This window comes from Shewanella sp. 38A_GOM-205m (assembly GCF_000518445.1).
GTDB lineage: Bacteria > Pseudomonadota > Gammaproteobacteria > Enterobacterales > Shewanellaceae > Shewanella > Shewanella algae.
In genome coordinates this window covers 48208-68775 of the sequence record NZ_JADP01000015.1, presented here as the reverse complement: position 1 = coordinate 68775, position 20568 = coordinate 48208, and the positions used below count along the sequence as shown (strand labels likewise).

Below are 20568 nucleotides of genomic sequence, written 5' to 3'. Positions count from 1 at the left end.
AGGCTCTTGAACGGATACGGGAGTGATATACAACTAAGTCACTCAGAATGCACCAACGACAGGGAATGGAGATAAAGATGAAGCAGTACTTTGTCCACAATGGTTTTTCTGCCGGCAGCGGTAAATTACCGGCGGATCCACAGTTGATCAGTGAACAGGACGCCGACAAACTGATGCAGTTTGCCGGTTTGGAGCCCAAGCACGTAGGGAATTTGACCCCACCGGCGCAGTTTGCCGAAGAGGGGGACTGGTTGTTCAGGCTTTTCGCCAATAACCGTTTTCTTTGCTATGCGGATCCAACACTTTTCAGCCATGCCTGCCCAAGGAAGAAGGGCGAGCCTCTGGCTTTAAACTGGTAACTCCAAGGTTACCGGCAATAAAAAACCAGCGCTTGGCGCTGGTTTTTTTAATTATCACTCTTGGCCGTGATCGCACTTGTCGTTGGTGCAGACGCCATAGAGGTAGAGGCTGTGATTGGTGAGCTTGATATTGTGACGCATGGCGATTTCATGCTGACGACGCTCGATAAGATCATCGGAAAACTCGATCACTTTGCCACAGCTCAGGCATACCAGGTGATCATGATGATGTTGGGTGGAGAGTTCAAACACGGCTTTGCCGCTTTCGAAGTGGTGACGGCTGACAATGCCGGCATCATCAAACTGGTTCAGTACCCGATAAACGGTAGCCAGACCTATCTCTTCGCCGATATCCAGCAATTTCTTATATAAATCTTCGGCACTGATATGCTGGTTCTCCGGTTCTTGCATCAGCTCCAGGATTTTGACTCGTGGCAGGGTGATTTTCAAACCCGCTTTCTTCAGCGCTTGATTTCCATCTGTCATGGCTAATCTCTTGATTGCAGAACCCTTGGTATTACACATAGGTTCGTCCGTGGATAATAGACCCCATTATATGTGTACTGTTCTAAAACTTAAACCTCTGATCCGGCTTTTGGTACTTCTGTGGGGTAACTTGGCTATAATCGGCATAAATTTGAATAAAAACAAGCAATTTAAACATACTTTTTGTATGGTTATACCAAGGCATAATTGCAGTGTTTGGTCATCGTTGGCAGGATGACAGAAAAACAAAAAGGACACTAGATGCATCGTCGAATCGTGGTTTTAACCGGCGCCGGGATCTCTGCCGAGTCCGGATTACGTACCTTCAGGGATCAAGATGGCCTGTGGGAAGAGCATCATATTGAAGATGTGGCGACTCCTGAAGGCTATGAGCGTGACCCTGAGTTGGTCGAGCGCTTCTACAATGGCCGTTGGCAGCAATTGCATGCGGGCAATATAGAACCCAACGCCGCCCATACGGCGCTCTCTCGCCTTGAGCAGGAGTTTGAGGGGGAACTGCTTATTGTCACCCAAAACATAGACGATCTGCACGAGAGAGCCGGTTCCAGGCGCTTGCTGCATATGCACGGTGAACTTTCCAAGGGGCGTTGTCCGCGCTCGCGGCAAACCTTTACCCTGCACGAACCCTTCGGGCCGGAGAATACCTGCACCTGTTGTATTCCGGCGCAGCGTTTGCGGCCTCATGTGGTTTGGTTCGGTGAAATGCCCCTGGGAATGGATAGAATTCACGATGCTTTGGATCACTGCGATCTCTTTATTGCCATTGGCACTTCAGGCACTGTCTATCCCGCTGCCGGTTTTGTCGACAGCGCCAATCATCATGGTGCGCTTACCGTCGAGGTCAATCTGATGCCGGCAGACAGACACAGCCAGTTTCAAATTCACCTGCAAGGCAAGGCCAGTGAGATGGTACCTGCACTGGTGGAGCGTATCCTTGCCGGTCAGTCTATCTGCAATCAAACCGGCCAGAACTGATGCCTGAGCCCAAAACAGGTGCCAGCCTGCTTGAGCCGCCTGTCGGTATTTCAAGCGCGGGTAATATCCAAGACATCAAGGGGGTTATTGACCCCGGGGCTATTGATGGCAACAGCCGCTTGGCAATCATCATGCGCGGTCTGCCGGGCAGCGGCAAATCTTACTGGGTTCGGCAGTTTATCCAGGAACTACCAGCGAGGATTGCCCAGAATGTCACTGAGAGAGGCCTGTGCTCAACCGACAGCTTCTTTTACCAAAATAACCGCTATTGCTTCGACATTGCCCGTTTGCCGGAATTTCATCAGCTCAACCTGAGCCGCTTCATCGAGGGGTTGGCATCTGGCGTGCCTGTGGTTATCTGCGACAATACCAACATGGCACTGTGGGAGTTTGCGGCCTATCAGGCGGCTGCAAAGGCCTTGAATTACCGGGTGCATATTCAACAGATTGGTGATGTGCGCAGCAAAACTCACCAGCGTGAATGTGCCAAGCGAAACAAACATGGCGTAAGTCTTAACTCCATTCAACGAATGGCCAGTCAATTTCAAAGAAATTAAAAATAACTTTTGCAAGTAAATTAAAATATCTGATTTCATAAATTGAAATATATCGGTATAAGATGAGTATGATTAAAGAAATTTAGAGTTGATATATTTCTTTAATAAAGCCAGTAATTCACCTATTAATATTTTTAAGTTTATTTTAATAATTTCAATCGTATTAAAATGTTTCATAGTCACATCTTGTGTCTTTGCTCACTCTTTTGTTTTATTTTTAGTCATATTATCTGCTCGGGTCAGAATAGACTCGTTAATCATTATTATAACTTTCGTTTGAGTTTCGGGAGTCGGATTGTTCCTCTTAAAAATAAAGAGTGAGCAAGCGGTATTCCTTTGCTCAGACAGGAGAGAAAGATGACCATACTTAAAAAGAAAAGAGTTGCGCTGATGGTAATGGCGATACTGTTGGCCGGTTGCAGTGATGGTGAAGATGGCCGTGATGGAGCGCCAGGCGAACCGGGAACCCCCGGAGAACCTGGGAAGCCGGGGACGAATCCCCCAGTGACCCAATCGGTCGAAACCCAAGTTAAAGTGATTAATTACACTTTGGGCGAGGGTAAGGTTAGCTACGAATTTGAAGTAACAGATGAAAATGGCGACTTAATTAATGAACTGACAGATGTTCAGGCAAAAGTGGCTGCTTTGACTGCTAAAGGTTTTATTCTCAATCGGGATGAAAATCCTATTAATGGGGTTGAGGACAATGTTCATATCGGCGGTGCAGTAACTCAGGCAACAGAAGGTGCAACGCTGACTCAAGTAGATGATGGTCATTATATTTTTGAAGCCCCAATGGCAGGTGTTAATGCTGCCACTGAAGGCATTGTTTGGCTGCGTGTCGGCGGTAATGATGCCATTGCCCGTTCAAAGGCGTTGGTTGTCAATAAGCCGGAAGGTCAATTCAGTACCACAACAGAAGCCTGTTATGCCTGTCACGTGGATTATTCACTCAGTCCTCGTCGTCACGCCAGCTACGTGGCTGAAGGCATGGACGGTGAAGTGGATTTTGTGGCAGGTTGCTTGGTCTGTCACGGCTCAGTCAGTCGCGCAGCGACCAATGATGAAGGATTCTCCATCGGTGGCTATGCCACCAATACCTTATCCAAGATAGGTCACATCAATCACAGGGAGTTCAGCAAGGATTTCAGCGTGCTCAACTGCAGCAGTTGCCATACTGATGCGCCCATCAATAGTAACTTTACCGGCCCTGGTTGTATCGATTGTCATGGTAAAGAAGGAACACCGGCCGGGGACATAGTGCCTTCAAATGGTCTGGACTTCCGTGAACTGCATGAACAGAAAGCCGGGATCACCAAGTTGCAAGCGCTGCGCCTTGGTTACACAGTGGCACTTTCTACCCCTGAATCCGATGGTGCCGGTGGCTGGTGTTCTACTATCAGTGTCAAGGATAAAGAGGGCAATCTGGTCAATATCGGCAACAACTATAATGCCGATTATGCCACCGCAGGTTATGTTGCCGCCAAGCCGATAGTCTATGCCGGCGCATACTTGCATGCCTATGACAACCATGGCCTGGTGGGCCGCCCGGGCGCCCGTAACTCAGAAACCAAGACGGACAATGCCGATGGTACCCGCACTGTGTGTTATGCGGCGGCCAACATAGCGGCAGGTTATGAGAATGCCGGTTATATGTTCTCGGCGCGGGTGACTTTCTCCAGCGAAGGTTGGCAGTACTATGATGGCAAGGTACGTGGTCAGACAGGTGATCGCATTCGTGCCAATGGTTATGACGGCTCCATGGGGGTCTCCTTCACAGCTTACTCAGATGTGATCAGTCCGGCCGATGGCAGCAAGATCTCCGGCTTTGATCGGCGTCAGGTGGTGGCCGACAGCAGCTGTATCACCTGCCATAACGATGTGACTGCCTTCCACAAGAACGGTGAGTTCGATAACGGTGGTAAGGGTTGTATCGCTTGTCACGGCAACGGAATGGCCCGCACCAGCGCCGATTATGGTGCCGGCTTCGGTCCCATGATCCACAGCTGGCACTGGGGTAAGGGGGCAACTGTCGGTGAAGTGGCTCAGGATGCCGATGGTAACTGGAGTCAGACAGGAAAAGCCAACGGCGCCGCAGCGATTGCACCGGCCAGCAGTTGTGTGGCCTGTCACCAGGATGGCCTGTCGCTGGCCGCTGTGCCCAACCAGTATATTCTGGAGCCTGGCAGCAAGATGACCAGCCCGGTCACCGCAAACTGTTATGCCTGCCACACCAGTGATTCGGCCAAGGCGCATATGAGCCAAAATGGCGGTGATATCAGCGTGGATATCCCGGCTGTTGAGTGGTTCAAACAGCCAAGTGCCGAATCCTGTGCGACTTGCCATGACACCGGCAGAACCTTTGGTATCGATAAGTACCATAAGTTCTAAAAGGGTTTTATTGAGTAAACATTCCCTGCAAGGCTTGGTTTACCTCAAGACAAAGCGGCTCATTTGAGCCGCTTTTTTTGCTGTCCTGAGTAGAGTTGAGGTGTAGCGGGCTCAGCCGTGACTGACGAAGGCGTTGTCATCTTGATTTTGCTCGCTCGTCAGTGCTGCCACTTCCAGCATGGCCCGGCTCAGGCAGCTCAGCTCTTCTGCGCTGATACCATAGGGCGGCATGATATAGATGAGTTTACCAAAGGGGCGGATCCACACGCCGCGGGCAACAAATTCGGCCTGCAGCGCCGCGGTATTGACCTGTTTGTGCATCTCCAGTACCCCAACGGCGCCAAGCACCCGTACCGCTTTGACTCCCGGCAGTACCGCTGCCGGTGCCAGTTCCTGTTTAAGCTGAGTTTCAATGGCCTTGACCTGAGCTTGCCACTTACCGCTTGCCAGCAGTGCCAGGCTGGCGCGGGCGGCGCTACAGGCCAGAGGATTGGCCATAAAGGTAGGCCCATGCATAAATACGCCGGCAGGGGAGCTGTCTATACCCGCCGCCACTTTATCGCTGCACAGCGTCGCCGCCAGACTGATATAGCCGCCGGTGAGCGCCTTGCCGACACACATGATGTCCGGCGCTATGTCTGCGTGTTCGCAGGCAAACAGCTTACCGGTACGGCCAAAACCTGTGGCGATTTCATCCAGGATCAGCAGCACATCGTACTTGTCGCACAGGGCTCTAGCCGCCTTGAGATAGTCGGCGCTGTAAAACCACATGCCACCGGCACCTTGCATTATGGGCTCGAGGATCAGCGCGGCGGTTTGCTTGCCGTGCTCGGCCAGCATGGCTTCGAGTCCGGCGATGTCATCTGCCGTTGCGGTTTCACCAAAGGGTGTGCTCGGCGCCGGGGCAAACAGTTGCCGGGCCACATTGTCACCAAACATGGTGTGCATGCCGCCCTCCGGGTCGCAGACGCTCATGGCGGCGAACGTGTCGCCATGGTAGCCCTGCTTGACCGTCATGATGCGGTTTTTCTCAGTCTTGTTTTGTCCTTGCCAGTACTGCAGTGCCATTTTCAGCGCCACCTCCACCGAAATGGAACCTGAGTCAGCCAGAAACACCTTGGTCAGTGGCTCCGGGGTGATATTGATGAGTTGGCGACACAGCTCAATGGCACTCTCATGGGTGATCCCTCCGAACATTACATGACTCAGGCGTTTGAGTTGCTCTTCCATGGCGCTGAGAATTGCCGGGTGGCTGTAACCATGGACGCAGGCCCACCAGGAGCTGGTGCCGTCGATGAGCTCGCGACCATCCTCCAGCGTCAGGCGCACGCCCTCGGCGGCTTTAACCCCATAAACGGGTAGGGTGTGGCTCATGGAAGTGTAGGGATGCCAGATATGCTGACGGTCAAAACAATAATCTATGCTCATATATTAACCAAAGGTAAACCTGTATGACTGGTTGGCGTTGACAGTGAGGGCGTCGCGGGTATGCTAACGAAAATAATTCAGGCCTTCAAGCAGCCAGCTGAACCCGGATCCCGATGGATTAATCGGCAAAATCGGCTTCAGCAACAAATAGATCAGACTCAGGTAACACAGAATATGTCCAATACAGAGCTGCGCCATGACTGGCGCCGTGAAGAGGTTGAAGCCCTCTTTGCCCTGCCGATGAATGATTTGTTGTTTCGTGCCCACAGCGTGCACAGAACCCATTTCAATCCCAATGAAGTTCAGGTCAGTCGTCTGTTATCAATCAAGACGGGTGCCTGTCCGGAAGACTGCAAATATTGCCCCCAGAGCGCCCGCTACGACACAGGATTGGAAAAAGAGCGTCTGCTGGAGATGGAAAAGGTACTGACAGAGGCCAGAAGTGCCAAGGCCGCCGGTGCGACCCGTTTCTGCATGGGAGCCGCCTGGCGTAACCCGCATGAACGCGATATGCCTTATCTCAAGCAGATGGTGCAGGAGGTTAAATCCCTGGGGATGGAAACCTGTATGACCCTGGGTATGCTCAGCGAAAACCAGGCCAACGAGTTGGCCGAAGCCGGGCTGGATTACTACAACCATAACCTGGATACCTCGCCGGAATACTATGGTGACATCATCACCACCCGCACCTATCAGCAGCGGTTGGACACCCTGGCCAATGTGCGCGCCGCCGGCATGAAGGTGTGCTCCGGCGGGATTGTCGGCATGGGCGAACAGGCCACCGACAGGGCGGGGTTGCTGCAGCAGTTGGCCAATCTGGAACAACATCCCGACTCTGTGCCTATCAATATGTTGGTCAAGGTGGCCGGTACGCCGCTGGATAGCCTGGACGACCTGGATCCGCTGGAGTTTGTGCGCACCATAGCCGTGGCCAGAATCATGATGCCTTTGTCACGGGTTCGCTTGTCGGCCGGGCGTGAAAATATGACAGATGAGCTGCAGGCCATGTGTTTCTTTGCCGGGGCCAACTCGATTTTCTATGGGTGCAAGTTGTTGACCACCGCTAACCCGGAAGAAAATGACGATATGAGCCTGTTCCGCCGTCTGGGATTGACCCCGGAGCAGGGCAAGGCCGCCACGGTCGAGGAAGAGGGCGCCGAAATAGCCCGCGCCGCGGCCAAGGCAGAGGCTGTCAATAACAAGGCTCAGGGACAGTTTTACGACGCCGGAGCCCTGTAACTTGACCTCATTGCTGGACAAAATGGCCCGCCGCCGTGAAGAGCTTGCGCGCGGCGGCTTGCTCAGGCAAAGACGCTGCTTTGCAGCAGCGTCCGGCCGTGAACGACTATTGCATCCTGTTGCCCAAGCCACAGGCAAACCATTACTGGATTTTGCCGCCAATGATTATCTGGGCCTGGCCCGTCATCCCAAGGTCATCTCTGCGCTCGCCAAGGGCGCAGAGATCTATGGCTGCGGCAGCGGCGCTTCACCTCTGGTTTCGGGTTACAGCGAGGCGCATCTCAAGCTGGAACAAGGTCTGTGCCGGACGCTCGGCGCAGAAGCGGCGTTACTGTTCAGCTGTGGTTTTGCCGCCAACACTGCGCTGATGAAAACCCTTTTTAGCGCTGAAGATACAGTGATTGCCGACAAATTGGTGCACGCCTCCATGATAGATGGCCTGCGCGACTCAAAGGCCAAAATACGGCGTTTTGCCCATAACGATATGGCGGCAGCTACAACGCTTTTGGCCCGGCATCCCGGCAGCGCTGTGCTCACCGAAACCGTGTTCAGCATGGATGGCGACAGGGCGCCGCTCGGTAAATTGAGCCACTTGTGCCAAGAGCACGGCAGCCCGCTTATTCTCGATGATGCCCACGGCTTTGGCCTATTTGAGTCATCATCCCTGCCGGTATTTGCCCGTTTGGTGACCTTTGGCAAGGCGCTCGGAGGTCAGGGCGCGGCGATTGTGGGCTCGCAGGAATTGATAGACTATCTGGTGGCCAATGCCCGTGAATACATCTATTCCACCGCGCTGTCACCCGCCTGCTGTATGGGCGTGCTCGAGGCTCTGGAGCAGATCCAGCAAGAGCCCTTGCTCGAGCGCCTCAACGCCAATATCGCTTTGTTTCGCCGCAGCTGCCAAGTGGCGGGGATCTCCTTGATGCCATCTGAGTCACCAATTCAACCTTTGTTGGTGGGTGAGAGTGGCAAGTGTATGGTGCTGGCGGCAAGGCTTCTGGAACGCGGCTTCCTGGTGGGGGCGATTCGGCCCCCCACAGTCCCCAAAGGCAGTGCCAGACTGCGTATTACCCTGAGCGCCGAGCACAGGGAGCAGGATATACTGGCCTTGGCCTCGGCATTGGCGGAGCTGATGGCATGAGCAACATGAGTCATGAGCCTCTGGCCAGTCACGCAGGCCTGGTGCAATCCGTGCCGCTCGGGGATGTCGCCGGGCGTTTTTCCAAGGCGGCAACCGCTTATGAGCGTCACAATAGGGTGCAGCGTCTGACGGCCGAAGCCTTGCTTGACTGGGACGATTGCCCACACTCGGGAAAACTGCTGGATATAGGTGCAGGTCCGGGCACGGCTTTTGCCACGCTCGGCCCCCAAAGCGTGACCGCCCTGGATATCGCCAGCGGAATGCTCAAGCAGCTAAAGGGAAATTTCCCCGATTATCAGGTTGTTTGTGGCAATGCCGAGCAGCTTCCCTTTGGCGACGACAGTTTTGATGCGGTTTATTCCAATCTGGCGCTGCAGTGGTGCGGCGATATTCCGGCCGCCTTGGCAGAGATTTTTCGGGTCATGCGCCCAGGCGGTTCGGCGCGCCTAGCCATAGTGGCCCGGGGCAGTTTGCCCGAATTACAGACGCTGGGGCTGCGAGTCAAGGCGTTTGCAGCCGAACATAAGTTGGAGCAAGCGCTGGCGCAGCATCCCTGGCAGAGCTTGCACACGCAAAGCCGCACCTTTCAGTGCCATTTTGCCAATCTCAGGGAATTGCTTTACTCCATCAAGGGGGTCGGCGCTTCAGTCGGCGCCGACAAAAACTCAGGTGCCGGGCTCAAGGGAAAGGGTTTTTGGCATACACTTAACGGGCAGGCCGAAGTCCTTAGAACGGACAAGGGAATGCCGCTGACATACAGGATAGTAATGGTTCAGGCCCGAAAATAACCATTGATGTTTTGGCTGTAGGGGTAGTTCAGCGATGATTTTTTTTGTAACAGGTACAGATACCGACAGTGGCAAGACTCAGGTCGGGGCCGCGCTGCTGCATAAGGCACGAGTCGAGCATGGCTTGAAAACCTTGGGGGTAAAACCCCTGGCCTCGGGTTGCCACAACACCCCTTACGGGCTGAGAAACCCGGACGCCCTGGCCCTGATTGATGAATCCACTCTGAAACTGCAGTACGACAAGGTGAATCCTTTCAGTTTTGAGCCGGCGATTGCCCCTCATGTTGCTGCCGCCGATCTCGGCTTGGATATCAGCCCCGAGGCGGTACTGGCAGCGCTGGATTTTACCCAATATGCCATGGCCGATTTCTGCCTGATAGAAGGGGCCGGTGGTTGGCGTTTGCCTTTGGGGGAGGGGCGTTTCTTATCGGAAGCGGTGCAGGGACTGGCTCTGCCCGTGATTCTGGTGGTGGGAATGAAGCTTGGCTGCCTTAATCATGCCGTGTTGACCCAGGAAGTGATCCGCGCCGATGGGCTTGAAATCGCCGGTTGGGTGGCCAATCGCGCCGAAGCCGATATGAGTCGCTTCGATGAAAACCTGGCCAGCCTTAAAGACTTGATGCAGGCGCCGCTGTTGGGAGTGGTGCCGCATCTGGCTCATCCCAGTGCCGAGGCCATGTCTCAGCACCTGGATTTGAGCCCTTTGCTGGCCAAAGTGCCCGGTTGAGCCCTGGAGTTAAAAAGCAGCAAGGCCACGTAGGGCCGAGGTTTTTTAGCTCAATAGATTGGAAAGATCACTGCCTACAGGCACGGGGATCTCCTGCTCTACACCGCTGAACAGATAAGCTTCCTTATCTCCCAAAAGACTCAGTTTATTGTCCTGCAGCAACAGGGCGCTGCCTTCCTGGATGGCCAGTACCGGCGTCTTGGGATCGACACAGGTAAACTCAAGCAAGCGCTGGGCGCGGGTTTCACCATTGTGACCCGGCGCCTTGTAGTTGCTGTAATGCGGATTGATCTGCAGTGGCAGCAGGCCAAGGGCACTGAATGATGGCGGCTCTATAATAGGCATATCATTGGTGGTACGTATGCTGAGGCCGGCAATATTTGAACCTGCACTCCAGCCAATATAGGGTTTGCCGGCGGCGACTTCCTCTTTGATCAGATGCAGCAGATCGTAGCGGTACAACTCATGCAACAGGTGGAAGGTATTGCCACCACCAACCAGAATGCCGTCAGCATCGCGAATAGCCTGCTTGGGATCGCCATGTTGATGGATAGAGGAGATATCCAGCCTCAATGGTGCCAGGCCATTAACCACAGCTTCCAGATAGTTGTCATAGCTCATGCTGACACCGGCATAAGGGATAAATATCCACTTGCGGGCCTTTTCTGTCATAGGCTCAATATAGGGCAGGGCATGTTCCAGGTAAGGGGTGTCGCCAGCGCGGGAGCTGCTGAGCAGCAGGGTATTTATCGTCATAATCGTCGCTGTCCTTCAGATTGATTTGCGTTGCTTGATGGTAACAAAAAGCCTTTACACTCAACAATCGCCGCCGGTGTTTTTGGTCGCCTTAAAAAGCTGCACTCGGGCAATTGATTAAGTTTGATTTAATCAAGCCTGCCTAGACTGCTTCCTCTGCGTAACCGGGGCGTTTGGGCGGGAAAGCTAAACAATAATTTACCTTTTCCCACTTGAATTCCCGCCAAGTGGACATATTATGTCTGCAATGACGCAATTCCGGTACAAGGGTACCTTACAGGAGCTGATATGAAGCGTGTATTTCTATTGATTTTGACTAACCTTGCCATCCTGTTGGTGGCATCGATCGTCATGTCTATTTTGGGTGTCAATACTCAAACCATGGGTGGCTTGCTGGTGTTTGCGGCGATCTTCGGTTTTGGTGGCGCCTTTATCAGCTTGGCGATTTCCAAGTGGATGGCCAAGAAGACTATGGGCTGTGAGGTGATCACTCAGCCCCGAGATAACACAGAGCGTTGGTTGCTCGAGACCGTAGCCCGTCAGGCACAGCAGGCCGGGATCAAGATGCCGGAAGTGGCCATCTACCAATCGCCTGAACTGAACGCCTTTGCTACAGGCCCAAGCAAAAACAACTCTCTGGTGGCAGTGAGTACAGGTCTGCTTTACGGCATGAGTGCCGATGAAGTGGAAGCCGTACTGGCGCACGAAGTCAGCCATGTGGCCAACGGTGACATGGTGACTCTGACCCTGATCCAGGGCGTGGTGAACACCTTTGTTATCTTTGCTGCCCGTGTGGTTGCCGGTATCATCAACAACTTTGTTGCCAGCAACGATGAAGAGGGTGAAGGCCTGGGCACCATAGCTTATATGGCTGTGGTATTTGTGCTGGATATGCTGTTTGGTATTCTGGCGTCCATGGTGGTGGCTTACTTCTCCCGCATCCGTGAGTTCCGCGCCGATGAAGGTGCCGCTCGCCTTGCCGGCAAGAACAAGATGATTGCGGCGCTTGAACGTCTGCGCACCGGGCCGGAAACCGGTGCCATGCCGGCCAATATGTCGGCCTTCGGTATCAATGGCAAGCGCTCAATGACCGAACTCTTTATGAGTCACCCACCGCTTGAAAAGCGTATCGAAGCGCTGAGAAACCGCGGATAATTTAGCAATACTTTCTCTTAAGGAGGCCGGTTGGCCTCCTTTTTTTATGCTGTTGAAACGCTTATTGATACAGATGCTTATGTGTAAATTAAATGTAAAATTCCGTAATTAACCGATGGTTACATGATTCAGCGCACATTTTGCTTTTGCGCAAGTTGTTAAAGTGGCGGCGACTCAGAATTAGTTTGCCAATTGGCAAAAGCTTGGCTAAGTTAATCCAAGTCGTGCTATTTACTGATAGTGAGACAAAGGTCATACCTGACATAAGAACCTTTGCTCGACTGTCATCATCGGAGGATATTATTGTGAGCAAGAAACTCTTGAGTGTGTTGTTCGGTGCCGGTTTGGCCGCACTGGCTATGTCACCGTCTGCTTTTGCAGAAGATCAGAAGCTGTCAGATTTCCACGCGGATATGGGTGGCTGTGAAAGCTGTCATGCCGATGGTTCACCTTCAGCTGACGGCGCCTATGAATTTGAACAGTGTCAGAGCTGTCACGGTTCGCTGGCAGAAATGGATGCGGTACACAAGCCACACGATGGTGCCTTGATGTGTGCTGATTGCCATGCTCCCCACGACATGAACGTAGGTCAAAAGCCTACCTGCGATAGCTGCCACGATGATGGCCGTACTTCAGATAGCGTACTGAAGTAAGAAGCGCATATCGCACGAATGACAACGCCGGCTTGATGCCGGCGTTATTGTTTCTGGCTGGTGCCTATCTCTGGCTCTGTGTGGTGAGCCAGTATCTCAGTCAGTCTTTATCCACCGGCGTTGTTGGCAGATATTTATTGCCGGAAAACATAGCAGAAATAATACCGGGCTGACGCTTACGCTCGGCGTGGATCACCGCGGCTATGTGCAGCAATACCAAGAGAAGCAACAGATATACGCTGTAGACATGTACTTTCCCTGCCAAGCCCTTGGCACCCTTAATCGCTGCAGCCTTGCCTGGATTAACGCCTGTGTCATCATAGGGTTTGAGGCTGGCAGGCTCAACACCATCGGCGGCGATATATTCCTGAACCATGCCGCCCAGCGGTGGATAGAAGATGTCAGTACCGGCTCGCACCAAACCTGTCACCATGATCAGCGTCAGCAAACCCAATAAGGCGATGACCGCCAGTTTGCCCGCCGGATTATGGCCGAGATATTGTGGGTTTTCACCTTTCTTGAGTGCTGCACGATAGCCTGCCAATTCCCCTTTTTTGGGGAGTAGTTTACCTAGACGCGCCTTGATAGGGCCGAATAATCCCCACAGTAATCTGAATGCCAGGTTGATGGCAAAGGCATAACCTATCCAGACGTGCAGTGTCTTCAGGCCGATTTTGGCGTCGAGACCACTGATCCCGAAGTCAGATTTGAACATCATTACTCCGCCGATGATCACCAGCAGCAGCACCAAAAGCAGGTTTATCCAATGAAAAAGGCGAGTGGGAAGATCCCATGCCTTATAGCGAGACAGGCGCACTTGGCCCGCAGTATTTGTTTCCATGTTTGATCCCCCAGATCTGTTTTACCCCTTTATGTTAACGCCTGTAGCGGCACTTGTTCAGTTAACTCTTATTCATTTTGAGTTTTTGGTAAGGAATCTGTACTTCCATTTCAAGCAGTTGTCTGCTTTGATACTCATGTTGCGGTAATGTAAATTTTCTTTGGGGTTTTTAGCTGAGGGCAGCCTATGTTCAATGTGATGCACTGGCTGGTGGTTTCCAGATCCGCGCTGTTGACCGAGCTGATGGATAGCCGTTGGCCGCAGGAGTTTCTGGTACGCTTGTCCTGCTTATCTCCCGATAGATGGCACACAGATGCCTTGGGAGCTGATGTCGACATGTTGTTGCTGGATTTGGCCACTGTGGAACCGGCCTTGGGCTATAAGATTCTTAAACAGGCCACCAGGAATCGCGGTTGCAAAGTGGTGTTACTGCATTATCCCAGAAGGGTGGAGTATGAATGCCTGTTGTTGCCGTCTGTGGTCAAGGCGGTTTTCTATCCCGAGGCGACCTTGGCACAGTTGGGCCGTGGCCTGGATATTGTGCAGAAGGGCGGCTGCGATATTCCTTTTGAGTTGCAATCCCGGCTGGCCAAGGGAGAGCTTAGTGGCGATGTGCTGACTTTCAGGGAGCGGGAGGTGCTGCAGGCGCTACTGGCCGGGCTCAGTAATCAACAGATTGCCACTTCCCTCTATGTCAGTGAAAGTACGGTCAAGACCCATCTCTATCGGGTGTTTCGCAAACTGAATTTAAGCAACCGAGCCCAGGTGATGGCCTGGGCCCAGCGTCACTTGATGGCCGATGTGGCCGAGAGTCAAGGCTCTTAACCCAGCCAGGCCTTGGCTTTGGCTGGATCGGTGAGCTTGAGTGACACAGTATCTATTGCCGCCGGGTTGATAGGCAGTTGGCCTGTCATCAGTTCATCACGGCGGAAGAAGTGCAGCTCCAGACTATCGCCGGGCTCATATTGTTGCAGTTCATTTTCAAATTGAGCGCTGACCTGCAGACCATTGGCGGCAATCAGCAGATCCTGAGCCGCGAGCCCGGCGCTGTGAGCCGCGCTGCCGTTGGTCACACTCACAATCCTTAACCCCAGGGCTTCAGCCTTGTAGCGGGCTCCGAAGCCGATTTTTTGCCCCTCAACATCCCCGCCGCCCTGATCCTGAGCGCCTTGGGCACTGCGAAGCTGCATCTCGATTCCGAATTGCGCCAGCAGGGGCGCCAGTGGCAACTCTTGGGTATTATCCACAAAGGCAAATTCTGCGCTGGCATCCCGGCCAAGCAGCTCCTCGTAGAGGTGGCGATGGGAGTCATCTTCAGTGCCTATACCCTGACTGCCAAAGGCCTGCCACAGCTTTTGCATCAGGTTATCCAGTGTGTATTTTCCCTGGGTTTCCAGTCTCAGAGTCAAGTCCAGATACAGGGCAAACAAAGCTCCCTTGGTGTAATAGCTGACGATGGCGTTGGCGGCGTTTTCATCCTGTTTGTAGAACTTGGTCCAGGCATTGAAGCTCGAATCTGTCAGGCTCTGCAACTGCCTGCCCGGCATCCGATACACCCGGGTCATGGTCTGGGATAGCATCTCCAGATACTGCTCATTGGAAACCCTGTTGGCTCTGAGTGTCATCAGGTCATCATAGTAGGAAGTGATACCTTCATAAGCCCACAGCTGACGGGTGTAGCTCTCAGCCTCCAGCGCATAGGGAATGAAGCTGGCAGGCTTAATGCGTTTGACGTTCCAGCTGTGGAAGTATTCGTGACTGCAGAGCGACAGATAAGTACGGTAATCCTTGTTGACCGGCATCTCCATACTCAGCGGCAGATCCTTACGGGAGCAGTGCAGGGCGGTGGAGGCTCTGTGTTCCAGTCCTCCAAAGCCATTGCCCAATACCTGGGTCATAAACAGGTAGCGCTCAAACGGCGCTTCACCGAAGAGGCGGATCTGGCTCTCGCAAATAGCCTTGAGATCGTCAAGCAGTCTGGGCATGTGACAGCGGTGACGCCCGGTCAGTATCACATCATGGCGCACGCCACAGGCCTCAAAGCTGCCGTGGGTAAAGGTGCCTATTTCCACCGGATGGTCGATAAGCTCATCATAGTTGGCGGCGCTGAAACGGCCGAACTGCCACTCTTCACCCTCGATTCGACTCAGGGTTGTTGCCAGCTGCCAGTTGGCTTCCTCCTCCGGGGGCAGAATTTCCAGCTCCAGCGGCTCAAGCTCTTTGCCGGCCACCGCCAAAAAGACGCTGCTGCCGTTGAAAAAGCCGTGGGTCTGATCCAGGTGGGCGCTGCGCACCGACATATCCCAGGCATAAACCGAGTAGCGCAGTTGCAGCGATTCGGCATTGGAATCTATCAGCCAGCGCTGCTTGTCAAGCTGAGTAATGCTGAGCGGACGCTCCAGCTCATCAAAGGCTTTAAGATCTATGATATTGCGACAAAAATCGCGAACCATGTAGCTGCCCGGGATCCAGGATGGCAACCAAAGTTCCTGTTTCGGAGCCGGTGCCTGAATGGTGATTTTGACCTCGAACAGGTGAGCGTGGGGATCTATGGGGCAAATCTGATAACTGATCATCTGATATCCGTATGAATCGTTGGCGAGTGCCGGGAGCCAAATTGGCTCATATCCGGCTGAGCATGGCGACAATGCTGCCAAAAAAGCCAGGCTGCGGCAATTGCTGCCGAGTTTTAAATGGCTTGGGGTTCAAATCGCCGTGGCCGATTACATCTCCGGGCCGAATGGTATTATACTGCCAAGAACACAGAGGTTTGGCCCTTGGGCCGAGTCTGAACCGACACACCGGAGAGTGGCAAAATGGCCGAAGAAACCATATTCAGCAAAATTATCCGCCGTGAAATCCCCACGGACATTCTGTATCAGGACGAATTGGTAACCGCCTTTCGGGATATCAATCCCAAGGCGCCCACCCATGTACTGATAGTGCCCAATCATCTGATCCCCACAGTCAATGACGCCAAGGCCTCGGATGAGCAGGCCATAGGCCGTATGGTGACTGTGGCTGCCAAGCTGGCCGCCGAGGCCGGGATCGCCGAGGACGGTTATCGTTTAATCATTAACTGTAATGAACATGGCGGCCAGGAAGTGTTTCATATCCACATGCATCTGCTTGGCGGTAAAGCCTTGGGGCCTATGGTGAGTTCAGCGTCATGAAAGTGAATCCGGAGTTTTTCCCGCTGACGACTCTGGCTACCCGTTTCGTCAACCAGTTGGCCCAGTGCCGCCGTCTTGGGCTCAAGGTGCATGAGGCCAGTGAGCACCATGTACTGATAGAATTGCCTTACAGCACCGAGCTGGTGGGTTACCCTGAAACCGGGGTTATTCATGGTGGGGTTATCACCACATTGATGGATACTGCCAGTGGTTGCGCCGTGGTTTGTGCCATCAAGGACAAATATGGTTCGCTGGAGATCTCGCCAACTCTGGATCTGCGGGTCGACTATATGAAGCCTGCCGAGCCCCACAAGCCGGTGTATGGTTTTGCCGAGTGTTATAAATTGTCATCCAGCGTCGCGTTCACCCGGGCCATTGCCTATCAGGACAGCATAGACGACCCCATAGCCCATGCGGTTGGCTCCTTTATGCGGATAAGCCCTGAAATGATAGGGGATACTTTCCGCAAGGCACTGATGGGTGAGGAAACAAAATGACAGATCCCAAGGCATCCATGGATGTAAAAAGCATAGTTGCTAAAGTGACAGAAACCAATGATTTCAGTCACTTGCTTGAGCATGTTCCCTATGCTCGCTTTATCGGCATGCAGGTGGACAGGTTTGGCGATGAACTGGTGTTTCGTCTGCCGGCCAAAGATGACAACATAGGTAACCCGGTACTGCCGGCCATTCACGGTGGCGTGATAGCCGGGTTTATGGAGATGTCGGCCATCATCCAGCTTATGGTGTTTATGCAAACCAGTAAGGTGCCCAAGGTGGTTGATTTTTCCATCGACTATTTACGCGCCGGTTATCATAAGGACAGTTTCGCCGAGTGCCGAATAACCCGTCAGGGGCGGCGAGTAGCCAATGTCAATATCGACTGCTGGCAAACCAACCGCAAACAGTTGATTGCAACGGCCAGGGCGCACTTTTTGATTGATTGAGAATAAGGGATTGGCAGATGAAAAAAGTCTTGGTAGTAGCAACCCTGCTGGCTCTGGCAGGCTGCGCCAACCATACGGCCGGGGTGTATGCCAGCTCGACCGGTGAAACCCGAGCAGACAACAGCAGCTTCGCCCGCTCTGTGAGTGTGGGTGATCTTATGGCCAGAGGCGAGGGCGGCTTGCTCAGAGGCACAGCCACCATCAGCAGCAAGGTCGCTACCGATATGCGCATTCAGTACAAGTTCACCTGGTATGATGCCAGCGGCTATACCCTGGATGATGAAGGTGTGTCCTGGAAGTCGGTCAAGCTGCATGGTAAACAGCAGTTGCAGGTGAGCGCCGTGGCGCCGAATCCGACCGCCAGCCGTTTTGAGATCTATGTGCGCGAGGCCTTTTCAAACTAAAAGTTGAAACCTCGGCACCACTGCCGCCCGAGCCATTATTCCCGTTGAATGCTCAACACTCGGGAGTATTGGAGTGGGCGGTTTTTTTATGCCCTCAGGTACAATTTGGCAACCTGGCTCACTTTTGTTGGTAACTCGTGTATACTGGCCCGCGCCAAGGGGTGTTTACCGCATTGCGGTTGACTGAGATGTCGTATGACGAACCCTTAGAACCTGATCCGGCTAGTACCGGCGTAGGAATGGGCCACAATTCGTGCACTTTCAACTCGCTTTCTTATTGCCGGATCTCAAACTGTGAATATTTGAGGTCCTATGTCCAAGTTTACCGTACCTACTCTGCTTGCCAGCACCATTCAGATGCTGCTGTGGGCACCCGTTCATGCCGCCGATAATCCCGGCGTTGAAAAGCAAGATGAGCAACAAGCCATGGAAGTAATAGTCGTCAGCGGCGACTTTCGTGGCCTGACGCTGGAGAAGATGCCCTCCAGTGTGACTGTTATCGATGAGCAGCGCATTGAAGATCAAGGCGCCGAGCATTTCGAAGACATGCTGGGTAATGTGGCCAACTTCAACTGGTCAGGTGCCAGCTCCCGGCCAAGATACTTCCAGATCCGCGGTGTAGGTGAGCAGGAGCAATACCAGGGAGCGCCCAACTCCTCTGTGGGCTTTATTATCGACGATATCGATCTCTCCGGGCTGGGCAGCGTTTCCAGCCTGTACGACCTGCAGCAGTTTGAAGTGCTGCGCGGCCCCCAGGGTACCCGCTATGGCGCCAATGCCCTGGCCGGTCTTATCTATCTCAAGAGCAATGATCCCACAGACGTGTTCGAGCACGGCGCCGAAGTCTCGCTCGGTAATGATAATCTGCAAACCTTCAGCGGCTTCAGTTCCGGCCCAGTGACAGATTCCGGCAAGTTGCTCTACCGTGTGGCGCTGCAGCAACACAAGCAGAACGGTTATCGCGACAACCTGTATCTGGGCCGTGACGATACCAATGAGCGTGATGAATTCAGCGGCCGTATCAAGCTGCGCTGGTACGCCACCGACAAGTTGCAGGCGGACTTCACTCTACTGCACGCCGATTTTGACAATGGTTATGATGCCTGGACCCTGGACAATAACGGCTTCGATACCATTACCGATGCGCCAGGCGTCGACAAGCAGCGCACCACGGGCTCCAGTCTCAAGCTGAGCTATACCGGCTTTGAGGCTTTTGAGCTGGTGTCCCTGTCAAGCTATGCCGCCACAGATCATCACCACGGTTACGACGGTGATTGGGCCAACCCGGATTACTGGGCCGGGAAAGAGTGTGGCGGCGCACCCTGTGAGTACGATTACACCTGGGATAAACGCGGTGAGCGGCGCACTCTGTCACAGGAGTTCAGATTCAGCTCCAACGAGGCCGGGCGGATTTTCGGCGGCAGCTCAGACTGGCTGGCCGGGCTCTATTTTATGGATCTCGATGAGGACAATGATCTCTACTCTGAATACAACAGCTGGCCGGATGAAGTGCTGACTTCCCGCTACAGCGCCAGTAACTATGCGGTGTTTGCCCAGTTGGACTCAGATCTGGGAGCGGGTTACAGCCTGTCTATCGGTGCTCGTCTCGAGCGACGTGAGAGTGACTACAGCGACAGCAATGGTGATGCCTTTAGTCCATCGGAAAACATGTGGGGCGGCCATATTGCCCTGTCCAAGGCACTGGCTGAACACCATGAAGCCTATGTTCGGATAGCCAGGGGCTACAAGGCCGGTGGTTTCAATATGACGTTGCCCCAGGAGCTGGCCGACAAGAAAGAGTTCGATACCGAAATCCTCTACAACTATGAACTGGGGCTGAAATCCAGTTGGGCCGATGGCTTGCTGGATACTCGTCTGGCACTGTTCTTTATGGACAGGGAAGATCAGCAGGTAGCGGCCTCGCTGCAGGATCCTGTCGATCCCCAGCGCTTTATTCTGTTCACCGAAAACGCCGGCAGCTCCAATAACTATGGCGCCGAGCTGGAAGCCAACTGGTATCCCACAGATTCACTGCAGTTCTACACCAGCCTTGGGTATCTGCAGACAGAATACGGTGATTACCTGTATCAGGATAAATATGGCAACCCTGTGGATCTCAGCGGCCGGGAACTGGCCCACTCGCCGAGATGGACCTATAGTCTCGGCATGACCTGGCGCAATGACATGGGCTGGTTTACCAACCTCAACAGCAGTGGCAAGAGTGCGTTCTACTATTCAGACAGCAATGACTCCCGCTCTGAAGACTATCAAGTGGTCAACGCCAAGCTGGGCTATGAGGCAGACAAGTGGTCGGTTTACCTCTGGGGCCGCAACCTGTTCGATGAAAAATACGGCGTGCGCGGTTTCTACTTCGGCAATGAGCCGGATCAGGACTGGGCCGAGAAGCAATATATCCGCTACGGGGACCCACGCCAGATTGGTGTGACCTTCAAGGTCAAATTTATCTGATGGCATAAGCCGTTGTCGGCCGGGGCGTGTTGCAGCGCCCCGGTTCATTACAGGAGATG

The 20568-nt window shown here is 53.4% G+C and carries 21 protein-coding genes and 1 riboswitch; of the genes, 16 read left to right on the top strand and 5 right to left on the bottom strand.

Features of this window, described 5'->3' with window-relative positions; genetic code table 11:
• Nucleotides 1-77 precede the first annotated feature (77 nt).
• Nucleotides 78-359 carry a hypothetical protein gene (locus tag N512_RS0111860; protein ID WP_025890086.1) on the top strand — a complete coding sequence of 94 codons (282 nt, stop codon included), beginning with the start codon at nt 78-80 and terminating at the stop codon, nt 357-359.
• Between the two features lie 54 nt (nt 360-413).
• On the opposite strand, the gene fur is transcribed toward N512_RS0111860, so the two are convergent.
• Nucleotides 414-845: a ferric iron uptake transcriptional regulator gene (fur, locus tag N512_RS0111855; RefSeq protein WP_025011008.1), complete on the bottom strand. Its 432-nt coding sequence runs from the start codon at nt 843-845 to the stop codon at nt 414-416.
• Nucleotides 846-1106: 261 nt separating this feature from the next.
• On the opposite strand from fur, the gene cobB reads away from it, so the two are divergent.
• The 3 genes from cobB to N512_RS0111840 all read left to right on the top strand — a co-directional run bounded on the left by cobB (nt 1107) and on the right by N512_RS0111840 (nt 4789).
• Nucleotides 1107-1841: a Sir2 family NAD+-dependent deacetylase gene (gene cobB / locus N512_RS0111850; protein WP_025890087.1), complete on the top strand. Its 735-nt coding sequence runs from the start codon at nt 1107-1109 to the stop codon at nt 1839-1841.
• A 131-nt stretch (nt 1842-1972) separates the two neighbouring features.
• The gene (locus tag N512_RS0111845; protein ID WP_037474905.1) at nt 1973-2398 is read left to right on the top strand and encodes an AAA family ATPase; all 426 of its coding nucleotides are present in this window, start codon (nt 1973-1975) and stop codon (nt 2396-2398) included.
• A 357-nt stretch (nt 2399-2755) separates the two neighbouring features.
• A complete protein-coding gene (locus tag N512_RS0111840; RefSeq protein ID WP_028780471.1) occupies nt 2756-4789 on the top strand; it encodes a multiheme c-type cytochrome in 2034 nt (677 codons plus the stop codon).
• A 111-nt stretch (nt 4790-4900) separates the two neighbouring features.
• On the opposite strand, the gene bioA is transcribed toward N512_RS0111840, so the two are convergent.
• On the bottom strand, nt 4901-6217 hold the full coding sequence (gene bioA / locus N512_RS0111835; protein ID WP_028780470.1) for an adenosylmethionine--8-amino-7-oxononanoate transaminase: 1317 nt from the start codon (nt 6215-6217) through the stop codon (nt 4901-4903).
• Nucleotides 6218-6391: 174 nt separating this feature from the next.
• On the opposite strand from bioA, the gene bioB reads away from it, so the two are divergent.
• From bioB to bioD, 4 genes are read left to right on the top strand one after another with little or no spacing between them, the layout of a single operon-like run.
• Nucleotides 6392-7456 (top strand): biotin synthase BioB, encoded by a 1065-nt coding sequence (gene bioB, locus N512_RS0111830; RefSeq protein ID WP_028780469.1) that lies wholly within the window; start codon nt 6392-6394, stop codon nt 7454-7456.
• Between the two features lies 1 nt (nt 7457).
• Nucleotides 7458-8597 carry an aminotransferase class I/II-fold pyridoxal phosphate-dependent enzyme gene (locus N512_RS0111825; RefSeq protein WP_028780468.1) on the top strand — a complete coding sequence of 380 codons (1140 nt, stop codon included), beginning with the start codon at nt 7458-7460 and terminating at the stop codon, nt 8595-8597.
• Nucleotides 8594-9385 (top strand): methyltransferase domain-containing protein, encoded by a 792-nt coding sequence (locus N512_RS0111820; protein ID WP_037474879.1) that lies wholly within the window; start codon nt 8594-8596, stop codon nt 9383-9385. The genes N512_RS0111825 and N512_RS0111820 overlap by 4 nt, the downstream gene beginning before the upstream one ends.
• Before the next feature lie 37 nt (nt 9386-9422).
• Nucleotides 9423-10112, top strand: a complete 690-nt coding sequence (bioD, locus tag N512_RS0111815; RefSeq protein WP_028780466.1) for a dethiobiotin synthase — start codon at nt 9423-9425, stop codon at nt 10110-10112.
• A gap of 45 nt (nt 10113-10157) precedes the next feature.
• Here bioD and pepE read toward each other — a convergent pair whose 3' ends face one another.
• Nucleotides 10158-10868, bottom strand: a complete 711-nt coding sequence (pepE, locus tag N512_RS0111810; protein WP_025011004.1) for a dipeptidase PepE — start codon at nt 10866-10868, stop codon at nt 10158-10160.
• Between the two features lie 288 nt (nt 10869-11156).
• On the opposite strand from pepE, the gene htpX reads away from it, so the two are divergent.
• Both htpX and cctA read left to right on the top strand, forming a co-directional pair.
• The gene (gene htpX, locus N512_RS0111805) at nt 11157-12023 is read left to right on the top strand and encodes a protease HtpX (RefSeq protein ID WP_025011003.1); all 867 of its coding nucleotides are present in this window, start codon (nt 11157-11159) and stop codon (nt 12021-12023) included.
• Between the two features lie 305 nt (nt 12024-12328).
• Complete coding sequence (gene cctA / locus N512_RS0111800; protein WP_025011002.1) at nt 12329-12676, top strand: tetraheme c-type cytochrome CctA; 348 nt, start codon at nt 12329-12331, stop codon at nt 12674-12676.
• A gap of 100 nt (nt 12677-12776) precedes the next feature.
• On the opposite strand, the gene N512_RS0111795 is transcribed toward cctA, so the two are convergent.
• Nucleotides 12777-13517 carry a cytochrome b/b6 domain-containing protein gene (locus tag N512_RS0111795; RefSeq protein ID WP_028780465.1) on the bottom strand — a complete coding sequence of 247 codons (741 nt, stop codon included), beginning with the start codon at nt 13515-13517 and terminating at the stop codon, nt 12777-12779.
• Between the two features lie 186 nt (nt 13518-13703).
• Here N512_RS0111795 and N512_RS0111785 point away from each other — a divergent pair, with 186 nt between their 5' ends.
• A complete protein-coding gene (locus N512_RS0111785; protein ID WP_028780464.1) occupies nt 13704-14342 on the top strand; it encodes a helix-turn-helix transcriptional regulator in 639 nt (212 codons plus the stop codon).
• On the opposite strand, the gene N512_RS0111780 is transcribed toward N512_RS0111785, so the two are convergent.
• Nucleotides 14339-16093, bottom strand: a complete 1755-nt coding sequence (locus N512_RS0111780) for a M61 family metallopeptidase (RefSeq protein ID WP_028780463.1) — start codon at nt 16091-16093, stop codon at nt 14339-14341. The two genes, N512_RS0111785 and N512_RS0111780, sit on opposite strands and share 4 nt — an antisense overlap.
• A 240-nt stretch (nt 16094-16333) precedes the next feature.
• Between N512_RS0111780 and hinT the strand changes: the two genes are divergently transcribed.
• From hinT to N512_RS22920, 5 genes are all read left to right on the top strand, one after another.
• The gene (gene hinT / locus N512_RS0111775) at nt 16334-16690 is read left to right on the top strand and encodes a purine nucleoside phosphoramidase (RefSeq protein ID WP_025010998.1); all 357 of its coding nucleotides are present in this window, start codon (nt 16334-16336) and stop codon (nt 16688-16690) included.
• Complete coding sequence (locus N512_RS0111770) at nt 16687-17187, top strand: PaaI family thioesterase (protein ID WP_028780462.1); 501 nt, start codon at nt 16687-16689, stop codon at nt 17185-17187. The genes hinT and N512_RS0111770 overlap by 4 nt, the downstream gene beginning before the upstream one ends.
• The gene (locus N512_RS0111765) at nt 17184-17636 is read left to right on the top strand and encodes a PaaI family thioesterase (protein WP_025010997.1); all 453 of its coding nucleotides are present in this window, start codon (nt 17184-17186) and stop codon (nt 17634-17636) included. Before N512_RS0111770 ends, N512_RS0111765 begins: the two co-directional genes overlap by 4 nt.
• A 17-nt stretch (nt 17637-17653) precedes the next feature.
• Nucleotides 17654-18040 carry a YcfL family protein gene (locus N512_RS0111760; protein ID WP_028780461.1) on the top strand — a complete coding sequence of 129 codons (387 nt, stop codon included), beginning with the start codon at nt 17654-17656 and terminating at the stop codon, nt 18038-18040.
• Between the two features lie 147 nt (nt 18041-18187).
• A riboswitch (TPP riboswitch) is annotated at nt 18188-18297 on the top strand.
• A 55-nt stretch (nt 18298-18352) separates the two neighbouring features.
• Nucleotides 18353-20509 carry a TonB-dependent receptor gene (locus N512_RS22920; RefSeq protein ID WP_081737156.1) on the top strand — a complete coding sequence of 719 codons (2157 nt, stop codon included), beginning with the start codon at nt 18353-18355 and terminating at the stop codon, nt 20507-20509.
• The last annotated feature ends 59 nt before the right edge of the window (nt 20510-20568 follow it).

Bases quoted from the DNA above. Each gene is read 5' to 3' on its own strand.
- bioA (WP_028780470.1), bottom strand. From the start codon at position 6,217: ATGAGCATAGATTATTGTTTTGACCGTCAGCATATCTGGCATCCCTAC.
- htpX (WP_025011003.1), top strand. From the start codon at position 11,157: ATGAAGCGTGTATTTCTATTGATTTTGACTAACCTTGCCATCCTGTTG.
- N512_RS0111795 (WP_028780465.1), bottom strand. From the start codon at position 13,517: ATGGAAACAAATACTGCGGGCCAAGTGCGCCTGTCTCGCTATAAGGCA.
- N512_RS0111785 (WP_028780464.1), top strand. From the start codon at position 13,704: ATGTTCAATGTGATGCACTGGCTGGTGGTTTCCAGATCCGCGCTGTTG.
- N512_RS0111780 (WP_028780463.1), bottom strand. From the start codon at position 16,093: ATGATCAGTTATCAGATTTGCCCCATAGATCCCCACGCTCACCTGTTC.
- N512_RS0111840 (WP_028780471.1), top strand. From the start codon at position 2,756: ATGACCATACTTAAAAAGAAAAGAGTTGCGCTGATGGTAATGGCGATA.
- bioB (WP_028780469.1), top strand. From the start codon at position 6,392: ATGTCCAATACAGAGCTGCGCCATGACTGGCGCCGTGAAGAGGTTGAA.
- cobB (WP_025890087.1), top strand. From the start codon at position 1,107: ATGCATCGTCGAATCGTGGTTTTAACCGGCGCCGGGATCTCTGCCGAG.
- fur (WP_025011008.1), bottom strand. From the start codon at position 845: ATGACAGATGGAAATCAAGCGCTGAAGAAAGCGGGTTTGAAAATCACC.
- pepE (WP_025011004.1), bottom strand. From the start codon at position 10,868: ATGACGATAAATACCCTGCTGCTCAGCAGCTCCCGCGCTGGCGACACC.
- N512_RS0111820 (WP_037474879.1), top strand. From the start codon at position 8,594: ATGAGCAACATGAGTCATGAGCCTCTGGCCAGTCACGCAGGCCTGGTG.
- hinT (WP_025010998.1), top strand. From the start codon at position 16,334: ATGGCCGAAGAAACCATATTCAGCAAAATTATCCGCCGTGAAATCCCC.
- N512_RS0111765 (WP_025010997.1), top strand. From the start codon at position 17,184: ATGACAGATCCCAAGGCATCCATGGATGTAAAAAGCATAGTTGCTAAA.
- N512_RS22920 (WP_081737156.1), top strand. From the start codon at position 18,353: ATGTCCAAGTTTACCGTACCTACTCTGCTTGCCAGCACCATTCAGATG.
- N512_RS0111845 (WP_037474905.1), top strand. From the start codon at position 1,973: ATGCGCGGTCTGCCGGGCAGCGGCAAATCTTACTGGGTTCGGCAGTTT.
- N512_RS0111860 (WP_025890086.1), top strand. From the start codon at position 78: ATGAAGCAGTACTTTGTCCACAATGGTTTTTCTGCCGGCAGCGGTAAA.
- N512_RS0111770 (WP_028780462.1), top strand. From the start codon at position 16,687: ATGAAAGTGAATCCGGAGTTTTTCCCGCTGACGACTCTGGCTACCCGT.
- N512_RS0111760 (WP_028780461.1), top strand. From the start codon at position 17,654: ATGAAAAAAGTCTTGGTAGTAGCAACCCTGCTGGCTCTGGCAGGCTGC.